General features: G+C 69.6%; 15 protein-coding genes. 4 read left to right on the forward strand and 11 right to left on the reverse strand.

Features of this window, described 5'->3' with window-relative positions; translation table 11 throughout:
- Positions 1-23: 23 nt before the first annotated feature.
- The 3 genes from ACFQ9K_RS00950 to ACFQ9K_RS00960 are packed head-to-tail and all read right to left on the reverse strand — an operon-like array spanning position 24 to position 2,435.
- Complete coding sequence (locus ACFQ9K_RS00950) at positions 24-920, reverse strand: alpha/beta fold hydrolase (RefSeq protein ID WP_378720523.1); 897 nt, start codon at positions 918-920, stop codon at positions 24-26.
- A 48-nt stretch (positions 921-968) separates the two neighbouring features.
- Positions 969-2,192 (reverse strand): cytochrome P450, encoded by a 1,224-nt coding sequence (locus ACFQ9K_RS00955; protein ID WP_378720522.1) that lies wholly within the window; start codon positions 2,190-2,192, stop codon positions 969-971.
- A 42-nt stretch (positions 2,193-2,234) separates the two neighbouring features.
- The gene (locus tag ACFQ9K_RS00960; RefSeq protein WP_378720521.1) at positions 2,235-2,435 is read right to left on the reverse strand and encodes a ferredoxin; all 201 of its coding nucleotides are present in this window, start codon (positions 2,433-2,435) and stop codon (positions 2,235-2,237) included.
- A 261-nt stretch (positions 2,436-2,696) separates the two neighbouring features.
- Here ACFQ9K_RS00960 and ACFQ9K_RS00965 point away from each other — a divergent pair, with 261 nt between their 5' ends.
- A complete protein-coding gene (locus ACFQ9K_RS00965) occupies positions 2,697-5,774 on the forward strand; it encodes a BTAD domain-containing putative transcriptional regulator (RefSeq protein ID WP_378982642.1) in 3,078 nt (1,025 codons plus the stop codon).
- A gap of 45 nt (positions 5,775-5,819) precedes the next feature.
- Here the strand turns inward: ACFQ9K_RS00965 and ACFQ9K_RS00970 are convergent, their stop codons facing one another.
- The 5 genes from ACFQ9K_RS00970 to ACFQ9K_RS00990 form a co-directional block, all read right to left on the reverse strand.
- The gene (locus ACFQ9K_RS00970) at positions 5,820-6,917 is read right to left on the reverse strand and encodes a serine hydrolase domain-containing protein (protein ID WP_378727200.1); all 1,098 of its coding nucleotides are present in this window, start codon (positions 6,915-6,917) and stop codon (positions 5,820-5,822) included.
- Positions 6,918-6,963: 46 nt separating this feature from the next.
- On the reverse strand, positions 6,964-7,602 hold the full coding sequence (locus ACFQ9K_RS00975) for a hypothetical protein (protein WP_378727202.1): 639 nt from the start codon (positions 7,600-7,602) through the stop codon (positions 6,964-6,966).
- 237 nt (positions 7,603-7,839) lie between these two features.
- The gene (locus tag ACFQ9K_RS00980; protein ID WP_378727009.1) at positions 7,840-8,238 is read right to left on the reverse strand and encodes a PPOX class F420-dependent oxidoreductase; all 399 of its coding nucleotides are present in this window, start codon (positions 8,236-8,238) and stop codon (positions 7,840-7,842) included.
- Positions 8,239-8,338: 100 nt separating this feature from the next.
- Complete coding sequence (locus ACFQ9K_RS00985) at positions 8,339-8,815, reverse strand: DUF1772 domain-containing protein (RefSeq protein WP_378727007.1); 477 nt, start codon at positions 8,813-8,815, stop codon at positions 8,339-8,341.
- Between the two features lie 168 nt (positions 8,816-8,983).
- Positions 8,984-9,673 carry a winged helix-turn-helix transcriptional regulator gene (locus ACFQ9K_RS00990; protein WP_378727005.1) on the reverse strand — a complete coding sequence of 230 codons (690 nt, stop codon included), beginning with the start codon at positions 9,671-9,673 and terminating at the stop codon, positions 8,984-8,986.
- A 92-nt stretch (positions 9,674-9,765) separates the two neighbouring features.
- On the opposite strand from ACFQ9K_RS00990, the gene ACFQ9K_RS00995 reads away from it, so the two are divergent.
- Positions 9,766-11,202, forward strand: coding sequence for an MFS transporter (locus ACFQ9K_RS00995; protein ID WP_378727003.1), 1,437 nt, complete (start codon positions 9,766-9,768; stop codon positions 11,200-11,202).
- Positions 11,203-11,304: 102 nt separating this feature from the next.
- Here the strand turns inward: ACFQ9K_RS00995 and ACFQ9K_RS01000 are convergent, their stop codons facing one another.
- The 3 genes from ACFQ9K_RS01000 to ACFQ9K_RS01010 all read right to left on the reverse strand — a co-directional run bounded on the left by ACFQ9K_RS01000 (position 11,305) and on the right by ACFQ9K_RS01010 (position 14,275).
- On the reverse strand, positions 11,305-11,715 hold the full coding sequence (locus ACFQ9K_RS01000) for an SgcJ/EcaC family oxidoreductase (RefSeq protein ID WP_378727002.1): 411 nt from the start codon (positions 11,713-11,715) through the stop codon (positions 11,305-11,307).
- 77 nt (positions 11,716-11,792) lie between these two features.
- The gene (locus ACFQ9K_RS01005) at positions 11,793-12,782 is read right to left on the reverse strand and encodes a sigma-70 family RNA polymerase sigma factor (RefSeq protein ID WP_378717234.1); all 990 of its coding nucleotides are present in this window, start codon (positions 12,780-12,782) and stop codon (positions 11,793-11,795) included.
- Entirely contained in the window at positions 12,779-14,275 is a 1,497-nt protein-coding gene (locus ACFQ9K_RS01010) for an amidase (RefSeq protein ID WP_378717233.1), read from the reverse strand. The genes ACFQ9K_RS01005 and ACFQ9K_RS01010 overlap by 4 nt, the downstream gene beginning before the upstream one ends.
- A gap of 544 nt (positions 14,276-14,819) precedes the next feature.
- Here ACFQ9K_RS01010 and ACFQ9K_RS01015 point away from each other — a divergent pair.
- Together ACFQ9K_RS01015 and ACFQ9K_RS01020 are read left to right on the forward strand one after the other, a co-directional pair.
- Positions 14,820-16,031, forward strand: a complete 1,212-nt coding sequence (locus ACFQ9K_RS01015) for an FAD-dependent monooxygenase (RefSeq protein WP_378717232.1) — start codon at positions 14,820-14,822, stop codon at positions 16,029-16,031.
- 45 nt (positions 16,032-16,076) lie between these two features.
- Positions 16,077-18,053 (forward strand): S9 family peptidase, encoded by a 1,977-nt coding sequence (locus ACFQ9K_RS01020; protein ID WP_378717231.1) that lies wholly within the window; start codon positions 16,077-16,079, stop codon positions 18,051-18,053.
- Positions 18,054-18,066: the final 13 nt, after the last annotated feature.

The following is an 18,066-nucleotide window of genomic DNA, read 5'->3' on the forward strand; positions in this document are numbered from 1 at the left end:
GTCCGCGGAGCGCATCCCCGAGTCTAGGGCCGGGCCGCCCGCTCCACGACGTCGCGGATCGCCTGGACCACGGCATCCGGCCGGTCGAAGCAGAGCCGGTGGTGCAGGGTGTCGGAGACGAGGCGTTGTTCGCCGTGCGCGACCGTGCGCACCAGCGCCGCGTCCATCCGCGTCTTGGCATCGTTCAGCTCGTGCGCCGTCGGCTGGTCCGGATCGATGCCCACCACCGAGAGCGCGATCACCGGAACATCGGGAAGCCCTGGCCCGGAACGCAATTCGGTGGCAAGGTCGGCCAGCGTGCGGCGCTCGGCCAGTCCGGCGCGCATCCATTCGGCACTCACCCGCGCCTCGATCAGCGGTTCCCGCACGTGCTCGGGATAGTCCGCGTACAACTCGGCATGCATCTCGCGCAGCGCCGGGCGCATCTGTTCGAGCTGTTCCAGATCGGGTCCCATCCGCTCGATCGCGGCCAGGCTCGCGGTGGGCGGCACGAAGTCGTCCCAGTCGCGATGGAGACCGTCCAACCAGACCAGTCCGGCCACGTCCTGCGGATACAGCTGCGCGAACCGGAACGCGTACAGCCCACCGAGCGAGTGCGCCGCGAGAACCCAAGGGCCGGGGATCTTTTGGGACCGCAACAACGCGCGCAGTTCGGCGGCGACCGCGGTGGCGGTGCGCGGCAGGGGGAGCGGATCGCTGTAGCCGGTGCCGCCGCGGTCATACAGAACGGCGGTGGTGAACTGCGAAACCTGTTGCTGGACACCGAAATAGTCCAGACCCACCGCGCTCGCACCGGTCAGGAACACGACGGCCGGTCCGCCGCTGCCCGACCGATGCGCGAAGAGGCGGCGGCCGTCGATCTCGTGGAAACCCCCGATCGGCGGGGCGGGCCGAGTCGAGGATGTGCTGTTGTTCGTCATCCGGCGATGCTCCAACCCTGACGTAGGGTCAAGGTCAAACCGTGAGGGTCACTGCGCGGTCTCCGTCCACCGCACCGGCAGCTCGTGCACCCCATAGATGTTCATATCGGTTTGCAGCCTGACCTCCCCGGCGGGGACGGCGAGCTCGAGCGTCGGAAAACGCCGGAGCAACCCGGCGAAACCGGCCCGCATCTCGATCCGCGCCAACTGCTGCCCGAGGCACTGATGCACGCCGTGACCGAACGACAGGTGTCCCCGCGCCTTGCGCCGGAGGTCCAGGTCCGGATTCTCGAAGCGCAACGGGTCACGGTTCGCGGCCAGCAGCGAGATGACCACGGTCGACCCCGCGCCGATCGTCGCACCGCCCAGCTCGATGTCCTCGGTGGCATACCGACAGAAGATGTCGGCTACCGACAGATAGCGCATCAGCTCCTCGACGGCATCCGGAACCCGGTCGAGCTCGCCGCGCAGTTCGGCCAGCTGCTCGGGATGCTCCAGCAGCGCGAACGTGCCGAGCGCCAACATGTTCGCGGTCGTCTCGTGCCCGGCGAGCAGCAGCAGAAAGGCGATGCCGACCAGCTCGTCGAGCGCGAGATCGTCGTGCCGGGCCAGATCGGACAGGATGTCCTCACCGGGTTCGGCCCGCTTCCGGGTAACCAGTTCGGCCAGATAGGTATTCATCGCGCCGAAGGCCGCCATCTTCTGCTCGAGCGTCTGGTCCTTCACCAAGAACTGCGCCGAGTTGACCTGAAAGTTCGCCCGATCCTCGTACGGCACACCGAGCAGTTCGCAGATCACCAATGACGGCACCGGCAACGCGAACTCCTTGACCAGATCGACCGGCGGGGTCATCCGCGACATCTCGTCCAGCCGCCGCTCGGTGATCTCGACGATCTGCTCCTCCAGCATCTTCATCCGCCGGACGGTGAACGCGCCGGTGAGCTTGCGCCGCAGCCGGGTGTGCTCCGGCGGGTCCATGGCGATGAACAGCCCCGGTAATTGCGGGGACGGCTCGGTCGCGACGGGCATGCCTGGCGTCTCGTACGGCACGTGCACGATGCCGAGGTCCTGCCGCGAACTGAACCGGGTGTCCGCCATCAGCTGACGGACCTCGGCATACCCGGTGACCAGCCAGCCCTCGTGACCATCGGGAAAGATCAGGGGACTGACCGGCCGGGCCGCGCGCAGCGCGGAGATCGCGCGGGGCGGGTCGAACGGCCCGGCGTCGCGGGTCATCGGGAGGCCGTGCGGGACGGGAACGTCGCTACTCATGGGGGGTCCTTTCGGGACGACTTGTGTTGTCGGCGACGCGGTTCAGTCGCCGGAGACGACGGTGAGCGCGCCGGAAGGGCACATCTGGACGGCCTCGCGGACGTCCGCCTCCTCCCCGGGTCCGGGTGGGCGGGTGGGCGGGAGCACCCGTCCGTCGTCGAGGTCTTGGTCGAATATCTCGGGGGCGGTCAGCACGCACATGCCCGCGCCGATGCAGCGCTCCCGGTCCACGCGAAGTTCCATCAGCCCTGCGCCCCCGAGATTGTCTTGTCCCCGAACGCTTTTAACGCTCCGGAGGCTGGGATTGCCGAATCGCTCATGGGAATACTGTGGCCAGGGCGGCTGATATCGAGCTGACAGCGACCTGACACGGTGTGCGTCGGGTCGGCCGTGGTTATCCAGGGTGGACCGGGCAGCACCGACCATGCACGGCAGAATGGGCCGGTGCAGATCGGAATACTTGGACCGCTCGAGATCCGGCTAGCGGATGGCGGATCGATAGAGGTGCCAGGTGCGCGGCTGCGGGCGCTGTTGATCGCCCTCGCGCTCGAACCCGGTCGCGCGGTCCCGAAAACGACCCTGGTCGACTGGGTGTGGGGCGAGCAGCCGCCGTCGGACGTGGCGAATTCCCTGCAGGCCCTGGTCTCCCGGTTGCGCCGGGCGCTGCCGGACGGGTCGCTGGACGTGCAGGCCGGCGGCTACCGCCTGACGGTGTCGCCCGACGCCGTCGACGCCGTGCGCTTCGAGCAGCTGCTCGACCAGGCCCGCGGCGGCGGCGACGCGCAGCGCGCCGAACTGCTGCGCGAGGCCGTCGAGCTGTGGCGCGGCGCTCCGATGCAGGACCTCGATGTGCGCGACAACACCGCCGTCGACACGGTGGTCGCCCGGTTCGAGGGCCTGCACCTCGCCGCGCTGGAGGATCTCTACGAGGCGGAGATCCGGCTCGGCCGCGACGCCGACCTGGTCGCCGAGCTGACCGAGCTGGTGGCCCGGCACCCGGCCCGGGAACGGCTCGTCGCCGCGCTGATGCGCGCGCTCGGCGCGGCAGGCCGGGGCGCCGAGGCATTGACCGTGTACCAGCGCGCCAGGGAGGAGCTCGCCGACACGCTGGGCGTCGACCCGTCACCCGAGCTGTCCGCACTGCACGTCGCCCTGTTGCGCGGCGAGGTGGGCGCGAAGGAGGCCGACCGCAAGACCAACCTGCGCGCCGAGTTGACCGAGTTCATCGGCAAGTTCACCGACGTCGCCGCCGTCCGTGAACTCATCGCCGGCCACCGCCTCACCACGCTGACCGGCCCCGGCGGCTCCGGAAAGAGCCGGCTGGCCGGGGAAACCGCGCGAACCATGCTCGACGACCTGCCCGACGGCGCCTGGCTGGTGGAATTGGCCTCCCTCGGCCCGGGCGCCGACCTGGCCCAGTCCACGCTCGCCGCGCTCGGCCTGCGCGACGCCCTGCTCGGCACCGCGACGAGCGCGGAACCGATGGACCGGCTGGTCGCGGCCATCCGCGAGCGCGAAACCCTGGTGATCCTGGACAACTGCGAGCACGTGATCGACGCCGCGGCGGCCTTCGCGCACCGGCTGCTCGGCGAATGCCGGCGACTCCGGATCCTGGCCACGAGCCGGGAACCGCTCGGCATCACCGGCGAGGCGTTGTGGCAGGTCGAACCGCTGGCCCTGCCCGCAGCGGACGCGAATCCGGACGAGATCGCGTCCTCCCCGGCCGTGCAGCTGCTGCGCGATCGGGCGGGCGCGGTGCGCAAGGACCTCGCGACCGACGCGCACGCCCTGGCGACCATGGCGCGGGTCTGCCGGGCCCTCGACGGCATCCCGCTGGCGATCGAGCTGGCCGCGGCCCGGCTGCGCACCATGTCCCTCGATCAGCTCGCCGACCGTCTCGACGATCGGTTCCGCCTGCTGACCGGCGGCAGCCGGACCGCGCTGCCGCAGCACCGGACGCTGCGCGCGGTGGTCGACTGGAGCTGGGAACTGCTCACCGACGCCGAACGGGCGGTACTGCGCCGGCTCGCGGTATTCGCCGACGGCGCGAGTCTCGAAGCGGCCGAACAGGTTTGCGTCGGCACCGAGGTGGAGCAGTGGGAGGTGCTCGAGCTGCTGACCGCGCTCACCGAGAAGTCCCTGCTGCGCGGCACCGGCGACAGCGAGCCGCGCTACCGCATGCTCGACACGATCAAGCAGTACGCCACGGACCGGCTGGCGGACGCGGGCGAGCAGGACTCCACGCGCCGGGCGCATCTCGCCTACTTCACCGGAGTCGCCGCGACCGCCGAGCCGCACCTGCGCCGGGCCGAGCAACTGGAGTGGCTGGCCGTGCTCGAGGCCGAGCACGACAACATCGCGGTCGCCATGCGCGGCGCGCTCGCGGCCGGCGACGCGACCGGCGCCATGCGGCTCGCGGCGCAGGCGGGCTGGTACTGGTGGCTCGGCGGGCACAAGGCCGAGGGCATGGAACTGCTCACCGCGGCCGCCGAGTTGTCCGGCGAGGTGGACGACTCGACCAGGGCCATGGTCTACGGGCTGGTCGCGCATTTCGCCAGCACCGGTCGCAACGACGAGTACGACGTGGAGAAGTGGATCCGCCGGGCGCACCAGGCCAACCAGCTCAGCCAGACCCCGCATCCGCTGCTGGCGTTCACCGATGCGCTGGAGCGCATGTTGCAGGGGCCGGAGGCGCTGCTGACCGCGTTCGAACCGCTGCTCACCGCGGACGATCCGTGGGTGCGCGCGCTGGCCCGGCTGCAGATGGGCAAGATGCGGATCGTGCTCGGGCAGGACGGCCCGGAGGCGGACGCGTACCTCGAGGCGGCGCTGACCGAGTTCCGGGCCATCGGCGAGCGCTGGGGGATGTCGTTCGCGCTGACCGAGCTGGCCAATCGCCTCGCCATGCGCGGCGAATTCGCCGCTGCCGTAGAGCTTTACGCACAGGCGATCGCCGTGGTCACCGAGGTCGGCGCGATCGAGAACATCGTCGAGATGCGGTCGCGGCAGGCTCAATTGTATTGGCTCGCCGGAGATTCGGCCGCGAGCACGGCCGCGATGGCCGAGGCGCAGCGATACGCGGACCGGGCCGCCTGGCCGAACGCGCTGGCCGAGCTGGCCTTGACCAAGGCCGAGCTGGCCCGCTGGAGCGGCGACCTCGACCAGGCGCATCGCCACATCGACGCCGCGACAACGTTGTTGGGTAAAGACGCGGAACAGCCGACGGTCAGCGCGGTGATCCACGGCCTGCTCGGCTACCTCGCCGAGGATCTCGACGCAGCCCGCGCCGAGCACGCCGCGGCGTTCGAGGCCGCGTCGGTGGCGGGCCACGCGCCCCTCGTCGCGCAGATCCTCGTCGGCATCGCGGATCTGGCGCTGCGGCTGGACCACACCGAGCGAGCCGTGCGGCTGCTCGCGGCGAGCACGGGCGTGCGCGGGCTGCCGGATCGGTCCGATCCGGACGTGGCCAGGATCGAGCAGAGCGCACGAGATCGCCTCGGTGAAGCGAGCTTCACCGAGGCGATGAACGAAGGGACACAAGCGGATTGGCGCGAGCTGGTGGCCGCTACGCTCGCTTCGTGAACGTGCGCGCCGCCGTCGTCCCGGCCGCCGTGATCGCCGGGTTGTTCACTGCGCGCCACCGAAGACCGCGTCGACGAGCAGCTTCAACGCCGCCTGGAAGGCCGCCGCCAGGGACATGGTGGCGTCGTCCACGTAGTTGAACGCGGCGGTCATGGTCTTCTTGCCGTCCGGTGTGCTGAACATCAGTGCCCCGTAGCCGGCGATGCCGCCGTTGTGGGTGATGACGACGTCACCGTTCGTACCCACGGGCTGCACGAAGACGCCCAGGCCGTAGCCGACTTTGGTTTCCGGCGTGAACATTTCGGTCCGCAACGCGTCCGGCAGGAGCAGCCCGCCGGTCAGCGCGGAGATGAAGGTGTGCAGGTCCTCGGTCGTCGAGATCATGTCGCCGCCGCTGGAGACCCAGGACGGGTTGTGCTCGGAGACATCGATCGTCCGCTCCACGCCGTTGTCGTCATAGCGGTAGTAGGCATGGGCGTGCGGCTCGGCGATCTCGGTCTGGTTGGTCGGCGTGACGGTGCCGGTCAGCCCGAGCGGGCCGAGGATCAGCCGCTGCATCTCCTCGGCGTAGGAACGGCCGGAGACCTTCTCGATCAACAGCCGCAGCACCACGTAGTTGGTGTTGGCGTAGCTCCAGTCCGTTCCCGGCTCGAAGTTGCCCGGCTTGGACAAGGCCAGGCGCACCAGGTCTTCCGGCGGATAGGTCTTGAACCGGTTGTCCACCCATTCCTTGCCCGAGATGGTGGAGGGGGTGCCCGGCGTGACCGTCCCGTCCTCGGCGTACTCACCGGTGAAATTGAAGATGCCGCTGGTGTGCTGCAACAACATGCGCACGGTGATCCGCGGGTCGAGGTCGAACTCGGGTAGGTAGTCGACCGCCGCGGTGTCCAGTGCGATCTTGCCCTCGGCCACCAATTTCAGCACCGCGGTCGCGGTGAATGTCTTTGTGTTGCTGCCGATTCGGACGTGCCCGTCGATCGGCGGCCGGGTGGTTGCGCCGAGCTCGCTCACTCCGGCGCTGCCGGTCCACTCGCCCTGTTCGTCGTTGACCCGCAAAGTCAGTCCGGTGAAACCGGATTCGACGACCTGGTCGATGAGCCGCTGGAGTTCCGGACGGTCCTGGGTGGTGTTCTGCACGTGCATGGCTTCTTTCGTTTTCTCGGGTGGTGTTCGGGGAGGGTGCTAGCGGTCAGGCCGCGTGCCGAATGATGATGTTGCCGTAGGAATTTCGGGCGAAGACCTGCACGGTTTCCGCGTCATGCCGGGTACCGCCGACCGGTCCGAGCACGTTCTGCACCGCGCCGTGCGCGGCATTGGTTTCCAGCTGCACGCCGCTGCCCGCGCGGATGCCGACCTCCAGCTCGCCCATGGAGGTCTCCAGCCGGAGCACACCGCGGGCCGCCTCGCGGATCCGGATGTCGCCCTTGGCGACCTTCGCGGTCACCGAGTCGCTGGGGCGCTCGACGAGGATGTCGCCCGCGGCGATCTCCAGGTCGGACCGGCCGAGTTCGCCGATGCCCGCCAATCGGCCAACGCCGGCGTTGGCCTTCAGCTGGGAACCGAGGGGCACCTCGACGGTCACCGTGACCGACGGGTTGCCGCCGAACGGGGTGTAGGTGCGCCAGTCTTTCGGCGTCTGCACGGTCAGGGCGCCCGCGGCGAAGGCGACCTGGGTGTGTTCGGCGGCCCGCACGTCGCCCTTCTTGGCCGCGTCGGCCGGCCGGACCGTGACCACGGTGTCGCTCCGGTCGGTGGCGATCACGGTGACGTCGCCGCTGAGCACGTCGATGGTGACGGCGATCGGTTCCGGGGTCTGGAAGGTGGTCATGACTGAACTCCTGTGTCGTCGGTCGGTGTGTCGGTGGGTTGGTCCAGCCGGTCACTGGAACTACCTTCGCCACCCCGGCTGATACCGACCTGACGCCGACCTGACACGTCCGCTGACACGGTGTTCGACCTGGTCACAGGCCTCTCGGCGCGGTGCGCGAGCGGTATGACCGGCAACGACGTATCCGCCGGCGGCGCAGGATGATTGCGCCGCCGGCGGATTGTGCCCGAGGCCGGGCTACTCGGCGGCGCGGCTGGTGAAGTCGAAGGATCCGCCGTCGAGGCCCCAGGAGATGACCCGATCGGGGTGGATGCGGATGATCGCGCGCTCTTGGTGCGGGAACGGCGGCTCCGCGTCGTCGAGCGCCTCGGCCGTGCCGCGCACCTCGATGCCGCGGATCACGTAGGGCTCCACCGAAACCTGCTGATCGATGACGAACGACACCCGGCTGCCCGCCTCGACGTTGCGGAACTTCCGGCTGGCGCGCATCCGCATGCCGCCGATGTCGATCGTGCCGTCGGTGTTCACCCGGTAGCCGGTCGGGTTGTTCTGCAGCACTCCGTCGGGCGACACCGTGGCCAGCCGGCCGATTCCGGCCTCGGCGAGGAACTGCTGTTCGTTGGCGGTGAAGGTCATGTCGGTTTCTCCTCATGAGAGCGATGTCAGGGTGCCCCGGCGCTCGGCCGGAAGTTGCCGGGAGGCACGTGAAAGCCGTTGCCTGCCCGGATGTTCGAGATCAGAACAGAATCAGCGCGACGCACAGTCCGGCGACGGCGACGAACTGCAAGGTGATTCGGTACTTCAGGATGCTGTCCCACTTGTCTTGCAGCGCACGGGCATTGGCGGGAATGATGCCGCTCTGCGCGGCGGCGGTCTGCTGAGTGTTGATCGGCTTGGCGACGCGGACGTAGAGGGCGAGCCAGGTGAGCAGTGCCGCCACCGCGATCCCCGCCGCCACCGCGGCGCCGATCTGCCCGGCGAACAGCGCGATCAGCAGGGTGAGCAGCGCGGCGATCACACCGCCCGCGCCGAAAACCGGCATGCGCCGGTCGCCGTAGTAGTGACCCCATCCCGCGCTCACGGTCACGGTCGCGTCGTCGAGCTTGCGGTACACCGACCGCATGATCACCGCCCCGCAGGCATCGGTGCCGTAGATGACGGCATTGGCGAGAACGGCGACGGTGGCGATGACCTGACCGGTGACGATGAGCATTTCGGCTTCCCTTCCTAAATCTAGCAGCGCTAGATGTTGGAGCAACGGTAACATTCGCCCGCTACATTGTCTAGCGCTGCTAGATTTCAAGGCGTTGCCGCAGGGCTGGCGCTCGAATCGGTAAGTGGCGCAGGCCGGTCCGGTCGCTGACGCGCGGCGGGTCCGCCGTCAGTCGTTGGTCGTGGCCGGTGGGACAGCTGTCGCGCCGATCGTCCGTCCCGGCGGGAACGCCGCGCTGAGGGTTCGCCGGTCGCCGCGGAGCTCGCCGAGCGCGAGCGCCTGGTCGAGCGTGAGTCCGCCTGCCGCGAGCCCGATCACGACGTCCGGAACGGCGCTGAAGACGGTGTCCGGTTGCTGATCGGTCTGGGCGACCGCGCTCGGACCGTTCGCGTCGATGCGCAGGATCAGGCGAAATCCGTCCGTCTCGAGGCCGAGCTCCACCGGGGGAGTGGCGGTGACTCCCCGGAGCAGGGCGGGGAGGGCGAGCGCCAGCCAGCGCGGTTGGAACGAGTCGCCGTTGCGTCCGGTCGCCAGCAGCGGCGCGCCCCACCGGCCCAGCGCCTCCATCGGTTCCTGGAGTCCCGCACCCCACGGCGTCAGGGCGTACCGCACTCCCGCTTCGCCGAGTTGTCGTTCCACGATGCCGTTGGACTCCAGCGCTCGCAGCCGGTCCGCCAGAAGGTTGGTCGCGATGCCGGCGAGCGAGGACTTCAGCTCGTTGTAACGCAGTGGGCCGGGGAGCAATTCGCGCACGATCAGCAGGGTCCAGCGCTCGCCCACGAGGTCCAGGGCGCGCGCGAGGGCGCAGAACTGCTCGTAGGAGCGGGGACTTTTCAACTCACGCTTGACTTTATCCATCGAGCTTGATTTTATCAACCGAAAGGAGGGGAGTCGAGCACGCGGGCCCGCCTGATTCGAGATGCTTTCACTTCGGCGAGAGGCACCTTGTCATGACTCGTGCGGTCGGGAATTCCGCTGCCCTTTCTACTCGGCGCGGCAGGCTGATTCTTGTGCTGCTCTGCTCGGTCGGGTTTCTGGACTTCATGGACTCGGTGATCGTCAATGTGGCACTGCCCTCGATCCAGCATCGGCTCGACTTCTCCGAGCAGGGCCTGCAGTGGGTCGCCACCGGTTACCTGCTGACCTACGGCGGGTTCATGCTGCTCGGCGGTCGCGCGGCGGACCTGATCGGGCGGCGGCGGGTGCTCGTGGCCGGGGTGATCGTCTTCGCGCTGGCATCGCTGGTCGGTGGGTTCGCGACCACCGCGCCGTTGCTTGTCGGTGCGCGCCTGGTCCAGGGCGCCGGCGCGGCGTTGATGATGCCTGCGGCGTTGTCGCTGGTGACGACCACCTTCGAAGAGGGATCGGATCGGCATCGGGCCCTCGGTGCCTGGGGTGCGATGATCGGGCTGGCCTCGACCGCCGGTGTCCTGCTCGGTGGGGTGCTGACCGAGTACTTCGGTTGGCGCGCAGTGCTGTTGATCAACCCGATCATCTGTGCGGTGCTGCTCGCCGCGATCTATCGACTGCTGCCCGATGATCGGCACGGTGCGCCGGGCCGCGACTTCGACACCGCCGGTGCCATTCTGGGCACGGGTGGGGTGTTGCTGCTGGTCTATGCGGTGGTCGAGGCGCCGCACGCGGGCTGGGACTCGCTGAGCACGATCGGCCGGCTCGCGGGCGCGGCGGCGCTGCTGGTGTTGTTCGTGGTGAACGAGTACCGGCAGCCGAATCCGTTGATGCCGTTGTCGATCTTCCGGGTTCGCGGGCTCGCCGCCGCCGATGCCACCCAGCTGATCGCGATCGCCGGATTCCTGTCGATGTTCTTCTTCCTCACCCTCTACATGCAGAACGTGCTCGGATACTCCGCGCTGAAGACCGGTCTGGTGTATCTGCCGCTCACCTTCGGGGTCGGGATCGGCGCCGGTGGCTCGACCAAGCTGATTCCGCTGATCGGGACCCGGCCGTTGATCGTGGGCGGTTGCGTACTCGCGTCCGCCGGTGTGTTTCTGCTGTCGCGGCTGCCGGTCGACGGCGAGTTCCTGACCGACCTGCTGCCCGGCATGATGGTGGTGGCGGTCGGCCTGGGCACGGTCCTGGTGTCGGTCACCAACGCCGCCAACGCCGGAGTATCGCCAGACCAGGCAGGACTCGCCGCGTCGCTGCTGAACAGCTCGCAGCAACTCGGTGGCGCGCTCGGTCTCGCGGTGCTGACCACCCTCGCCACCTCGCACACCGCCCACCTGCTGCGCGCTGGGACGGCCCCGCCCGAAGCGCTGGCTTCCGGATTCGGTCGCGCACTACTGGCCAGCAGCATCGCCGTAATGATCGCGGCGTTGATCGGGCTGGGTACGTACAACACTCGCACCAACGACGCACCCATGTGACCCGGCGTCGCCGCGGGGTCATCGACGGCCGGGGTAGCCGCGCCAGGAACGGGGCCCTCATCCATGCTCACGGATGAGGGCTGGCCGGTCAGTTCGTGCGGTTCACCGAGCGGGCGCCAGGACCGGGCTGTTGTGGTAGGCGGCGATCAGCCATTGGCCGCCGCGCTTCTCGAAAACCCAGGTGGCGTTCACCTTTCGCGCCTCCGGCGCCTCGGTTTCGCCGGGGAACAGGATGGCGGACTCGCTGATCACGATCGCGGCGTCGGCGCCGACGAAGCGGATGCCGAGTTGCTTGTCGACGGTCGTGCTCTCCGCGAGCGGTCCGGCGAAGGCCAGTGCCATGCTCTGGCGGATCACCTCGCGGCTGTCGCGGAGCGAGCCGGTCATGATGGCGGTCGCGTCCGCGGTGTAGTCGGCGACCATGGCGTCGGCGTCGCCGGCCGCCCATGCCTGGTAGGAATCGGCCAGCACGGCCTGGATCGCGGCTTCGTCGGCGGCACGGTGGTTCGACATCGGAGTCTCCCTTGTTGATCGGCTCGCCTGGGGTGTCCGGCGAACTCGGGAATACATACCGGCGCCGGCGCCCGAACTCATCGCGCCCGCGAAAAAGAATTCTCGGCCTGACCGCCGTGCCGGGCCGGCAGGCCGAATGTCGCGAAGACCTCCGGATCCTGGAACACCGAATTCCGGCTGATGCCCGCGGCGGTGACGGTGAAGATCTGGAGCGTGTGCAGCTCGTAATGGCCGTCGACGCGCTGATAGGCGGCGAACCCGGGCTGGCCGCCGTTGGCGGTGATCGGCTCCAGCCGCCAGTCCTTCCCGGCCGCTTCGAAGATCCATGCCATGAACCGGGCGTAGTTGCCGCGCCCGCTGAACCAGTTGAGCATGGGCGGCATCTCCATGACGACGTCCTCGGTGAGCAGCCGTTTGAGCGCCTCGACATCGGCGTGCGCGAATGCCGTCATGTAGCGCTCGACCCAGGCGCGCTGCTCGGCCGTGGACGGTTCGCCGGCCTGTTCCAGCTCGACTCCGAGTTCCTTCAGCCGGGCGCGTGCCCGCTGTAGCGAGCTGTTCACGGATACGACGGTGGTACCGAGGATCTCCGCCGTCTCGGCCGCGGCGAAGCCGAGCACCTCACGCAGGATCAGCGCGCCGCGCTGCCGTGCCGACAGGTGCTGGAGGGCGGAGGCGAAGGCCAAGCGCAGGGTGCTGCGATCGATCACGGTGCCGGCCGGATCCGCGTTGTGCAGCAACGAATCCGGCACCGGTTGCAGCCAGGTGGCGTGCTCGGCCCGGACGAACGCCCCGAGCGGATCCGCCGCGGCGACCAGACCCGACGGCAGGGGACGGCCGTCGCGGCCGTGCAGCGCGGTCAGGCAGACGTTGGTCGTGATCCGGTAGAGCCAGGTGCGCAGCGAACTGCGCGTTTCGTCGTACTGCTCGCGCGCTCGCCACGCCCGCAGGTATGTCTCCTGGACCAGGTCTTCCGCGTCGTGCGCCGAGCCGAGCATCCGGTAGCAGTACGCCAGCAGTTCCGTCCGGAACGGTTCGATTCGACGCTCGAAGCCCGCTTCGGTCATTCCGCCGTCCCGGGGGCGAGCGGGGGTTCGAGGTGACTCCAGGGCTGGGCCCGTTCGAGTTCGGCGGCGAGTTGCAGGAGCAGGAATTCGGCGCCGAGGGGCCCGACGAATTGGGTGCCCAGCGGGAGCCCGTCGGCGGTGCGGTGCAGGGGCACGCTCATGGCGGGTCGGCCGGTAACGTTGGCGAGTTGGGTGAACGGGACCGGCGCGAGATTGGCGAGCACGAGGTCGCGGTAGATCGGCGTGCGCGTGATCGCCGTGCCCGCACGCAGTTCCAGCAGCACACCCATGATCTTCTCCAGGGCCGCAGGAGGTTTCGTCTGGCCGATGCGCAGCGGCGGCTCGGCGAGGGTCGGGGTGAGCAGCAGATCGTAGGTGTCGTGGAACTCGCTGAGACCGCGGGTGTAGGTGTTCCACCGGCCGTGCGCCTCGATCAACGTCGGTGCGGAGTGCGCGCGACCGCCGGCGGCGACCACGCGGGTGGTCAGGTCGAAGTCGGAATCGCGTGCGCCGCTGAGCTTTCGGGCCTGGGCGAGGCGGGCGGCGAGGTTGGCGGTCCAGATCGTCATGAAATCGTGCGCCATCTGCCTGCTGTCCAGGCGCGGCGCGGCCTGCTCGACCTGATGACCCAGTTGTTCCAGCACCGCCGCGGTCGCCTCGACCGCGCGCACCGCCTCGGCGTGTACCGGTGTGCCCAACGGGGATTCGTGGGTGAAGCCGATGCGCAGCCGGCGCGGTGGCGCGTCCACCGCCGTGGCGTACGGCTGGGCGGAGCGGCTCGCCAGATAGGGGCCGCCGGGATCGGGCTCACTGAGCAGGTCGAACATCACCGCCGAATCGCGGACGGTGCGCGAGAGCACGCCTGCGGTGGCGGCGCCGAAGATGTGCTCGGCGAAATCGGGGCCCGCCGGGACCAGCCCGCGCCCGGCCTTGAGACCGAACAGCCCGGTGCAGGCCGCCGGGATGCGGATCGAGCCGCCGCCGTCGCTGGCGCCCGCCATCGGCACGATCCCCGCCGCCACCGCGGCCGCCGAGCCCCCGGACGAACCGCCCGGGGTCCGGTCGAGATTCCACGGATTGCGCGTCGCGCCGTAGGTGCGGGTCTCGGTGACCGCGACGGCGCCGAACTCGGGGGTGGTGGTCTTGCCGAAGATCACCAGGCCCGCGTCGATCCACCGCTGCACCACGGTGCTGTTGTTGTCGGCCTTCAGTTTTCGCAACGGGCCGGTGCCGGACGCGGTCGGATAGCCCGCGAAATCCTGGCCGAGATCTTTGAGCAGGAACGGCACACCGGCGAACGGTCCCGCCAGCGGACGTTCGGCCGCCGCCCGCCCCGCCTCGTCCATGCGCAGGCTGATCGCGTTGATCTCGGGGTCGACCTGGTCGAGGCGGGCCGACGCGGCCTCCAGCAGTTCGATCGGGCGCACGTCCCCTTTGGCGACCAACTCGGCCAGGCCGACCGCGTCGTAGGCCCGGTATTCGCTGTACCGCATGGACTTTCCTCTCGGCCGGGATCGTCACCGTCGGCCGCGAGGTCGCGGACGAGTTCGTGGTGTCGAGCACCGCCATCATGCACCCGGGGTGCGGCCGCGTCATGTTCGCGGGCCGTTGCCCGGCCGATCGACCGCCCCCACCGGCCGGTCAGCGGAGCTGTTCGTCCGACCGGCGGGGTGCTCGGCTCAACCGAAGATCGGAGTCTCGCTGGTATAGAGGAACCGGGTCAGCGAGCGGTCGATGAACTGCTCCTCGTCCGCGGCGGCTCGTCTTCGATCCGCTGACCGCCACGCAGCGCCGACAACTCGCTGCGGCGCGGTCCGGCATCGCCGAGACTGTTCGGCAGGCAAGTGGTTCCACCGGGTAGGTGCGCGCTATCGGGCGAGTTCATTCGCCCGATCTCGGCCGCACCGATGAAATTCGGCTGGGTCCGCCGTCGATACAGCTGGATACACCGACAGCACACGGAGGCACTGACATGCGGGACTCGATTCTGGAAACTTGCGTCGCACTCGACGGCACGGCGGGCGAGCGGGTGGCGCGATGAGCGGGATCCGGGTGTTGGTGGCCGGCGCGAGCATCGCGGGGCCCGCACTGGCCCACTGGCTGCAGCGGCGAGGAGCCGTGGTGACCGTGGTGGAGCGCGCGGCCGAACTGCGTCCCGGCGGGCAGGCGGTGGACGCGCGCGGGGTGACCAAGGAGGTCATCCGGCGGATGGGCCTGGACGCGACGATCCGCGCGGCCTGCACGGACACGGCGGGCGCGCACACCGTGGACACCGACGGAAAGGTGCTGGAGACCTTCCGCGTGGAGGACGACGGCGGCGACGGCTACATCGCCGATATCGAGATCCTGCGCGGCGACCTGGCCCAGGTGCTCTACGACGACACCCGCGACCGTGTCGAGTACCGCTTCGGCGACCGGATCACCGAGCTCACCCAGGACGCGGACGGGGTCGACGTGACCTTCGAGGGCGGCGATCGGCGGCGCTTCGACCTGGTGATCGGGGCGGACGGGTTGCACTCGGCGCTGCGCGCGATGGTCTTCGGGCCGCGCGAGCAGTTCGTCCGCCACCTCGGGCTGGTGCTGGCCTTCTACAGCGTGCCGAACGAGTTCGGGCTGGATCGCTGGTTGCTCGACTACCAGGATTCGGGGCGCTCGGCCATGCTGCGCCCCATCCAGGACGCCACCCGGGCGATGGCCATGTTCTCCTTCCCCTCGGCCGATTTCGAGGTCGACTACCGCGACATCGAGGGACAGAAGCGGCTGCTGCGCGAGCGGATGTCCGACTTCGGCTGGCGGACCACGGAGATCCTCGCGCACCTGGACGACACCCCGGATTTCTACCTCGATCAGGTCGCCCAGGTGGTGATGGACCGCTGGTCCAACGGACGGGTGGGCCTGTTCGGCGACGCGGCGTTCAGCTCGTCGCCGATGTCCGGGCAGGGCACCGGGCTCGCTCTGGTCGGCGCCTACCTGCTGGCGGGCGAGCTGGCCGCCGCCGGCTGGGACATCGAGGCCGGGTTCGCCGCCTACGAGGCGCGGATGCGCCCGTTCGTCGAGGCGAATCAGGAGATCGGCCGGTTGCACGCGCACAGCCTCACCAACCCCGCGCCGAAGCCGGAGCCGGGCACCGAGCCCGAGGTCGAATGGGACTTCGAGCTGATCGATCGGGCGATCAACGGCGTCGAGCTGCCCGACTACGCCGGGGTGCCGGATTCCGGGCCGTCGATCGGCGCGCCCGTCACCTCCTAGCCGCGGCCGGGGCGGGCCGGGCCGGCGGCCGGTTAGCCTGGGCCGGTGACAGTTACAGAGTTGCCCTTCGGATCCTGGCCGACCTCGATCACCTCCGAATTCGTCGTCACCGCCGCGGTGCGGTTGTGGGAGGTGCGGGTGGACGGCGCCGACGTCTACTGGTCGGAGGGGCGGCCGAGCGAGGGCGGGCGGACCCAGATCGTGCGGCGCGCCGCCGACAGCACGGTCACCGACCTGCTGCCGGACGGCATGGACGCGCGTACCGCGGTGCACGAATACGGCGGCGCGGCATGGTGGGTGCGCGACGGGGTGCTGTGGTTCACCAACTGGGCCGACCAGCGGTTGTACCGGCTCGCGTCGGGTGGTTCGCCGGTGCCGCTGACCCCCGTTCCCGCCGCGGCCCGCGGCGACCGGTACGCCGATGGCGCGCTGTCCCCGGACGGCACCGTCATGGTGGCGGTCCGAGAGCACCATCCGGTCGACGGTCGCGGCGCGATCGATGTCCGCAACGAGATCGTGCGGCTGTCCGCGGGCCAGGCGGCGCAGCCGGAAATCCTGTTCAGCGGAACGGATTTCGTCGCCGCGCCCCGGCTGAGCCCGGATGGCGGCTCGCTCGCGCTGGTGTCGTGGGATCACCCGTCGATGCCGTGGGACGACACCGTCCTGCGGGTGCGCGACCTCGCGACCGGGGCCGAGACCGTCGTCGCGGGCGGTCCGGGGGAGTCGGTGATGGAACCGCGCTGGCAGCCCGACGGTTCGCTGCTGTTCCTCTCCGACCGCAGTGGATGGTGGAATCTCTACCGCTGGACGCCCGGCGGCGCGGTCACCCCGATGATCGAGCGGGACGCCGAGATCGGTATGCCCGCTTGGCAATTGGGATCATCGCGCTACACCGTGCTGGAGGACGGCAGCATCGTGTTCGCGCGTTGGCGCGACGGCTACGACGGCCTCGGCGTGCGCCGGCCGGATGGCTCGGTGGCCGATCTGGACCTGCCGTTCTCCGCGATCACCGCGATCGAGCGGGTCGGCGCGGACGCGGTCGTCGTCGTTGCCGCCACCCCGGCGACCGAACTCGGCGTGTACCGCATCGAATTCGCCTCCGGAACACCGAAATTCGAGAGCCTCCGGGCGCCGCGGGATCTCGGTCTGGACCCGGCCGCGCTCTCGGTGCCCGAGCCGATCTCGTTTCCCTCGGTGGACGGCGCCGGTGCGCCGCGGACCGCGCACGCGCTGTTCTACCCGCCCGCGAGCAGCGAATACCGCGGGCCGGCCGGGGAACTGCCGCCGCTGCTGGTGATGATTCACGGCGGGCCGACCAGTGCCGCGCTGCCCATGCTGTCGCTGCAAACCCAGTACTGGACCAGCCGAGGGTTCGCGGTCGTCGACGTGAACTACGGCGGCTCGACCGGATTCGGCCGCGCGTACCGCGAGCTGCTCAAAGGCGCCTGGGGAGTGGTGGACGTAGCCGACTGCATCGCCGCGGCCGCCTGGCTCGGCGAGCAGAACCGGGTCGACGCGCGCCGGCTGGCCATCCGCGGCGGTTCGGCCGGCGGCTACACCACGCTCGCCGCGCTCGCCCGGGCGGATACTCCGTTCGCCGCCGGCGCAGACCATTTCGGCGTCGCCGACCTCGAGGCGCTCGCCGCCGACACGCACAAGTTCGAAAGCCGCTACCTCGACGGTTTGATCGGCGAATACCCGGCCAGGCGCGACATCTATCGCGAGCGGTCGCCGATCCATCATGTCGATCGACTGCGCAAGCCGCTGATCGTGTTGCAGGGCAGCGACGACCCGGTGGTGCCGCTCAATCAGTCGGAGATGATCGTCGAGGCGCTGCGCGCGCGGCGAATCCCGGTGGCGTTCTTGGTCTTCGAGGGCGAGCAGCACGGGTTCCGCCGCGCGGAGCACATCCGCCGTGCGCTGGACGCCGAATTGAGTTTCTACGGACAGGTTTTCGGGTTCACGCTGCCTGCTGCCGAAGGCATCGAGCCGGTTGTCGTGGAGAACCTCGCGGGATCTTAGGATGGCGCGGGGC

It is taken from the genome of Nocardia sp. NPDC056564 (genome assembly GCF_042793755.1).
In the GTDB taxonomy this organism is placed as follows: Bacteria; Actinomycetota; Actinomycetes; order Mycobacteriales; family Mycobacteriaceae; genus Nocardia.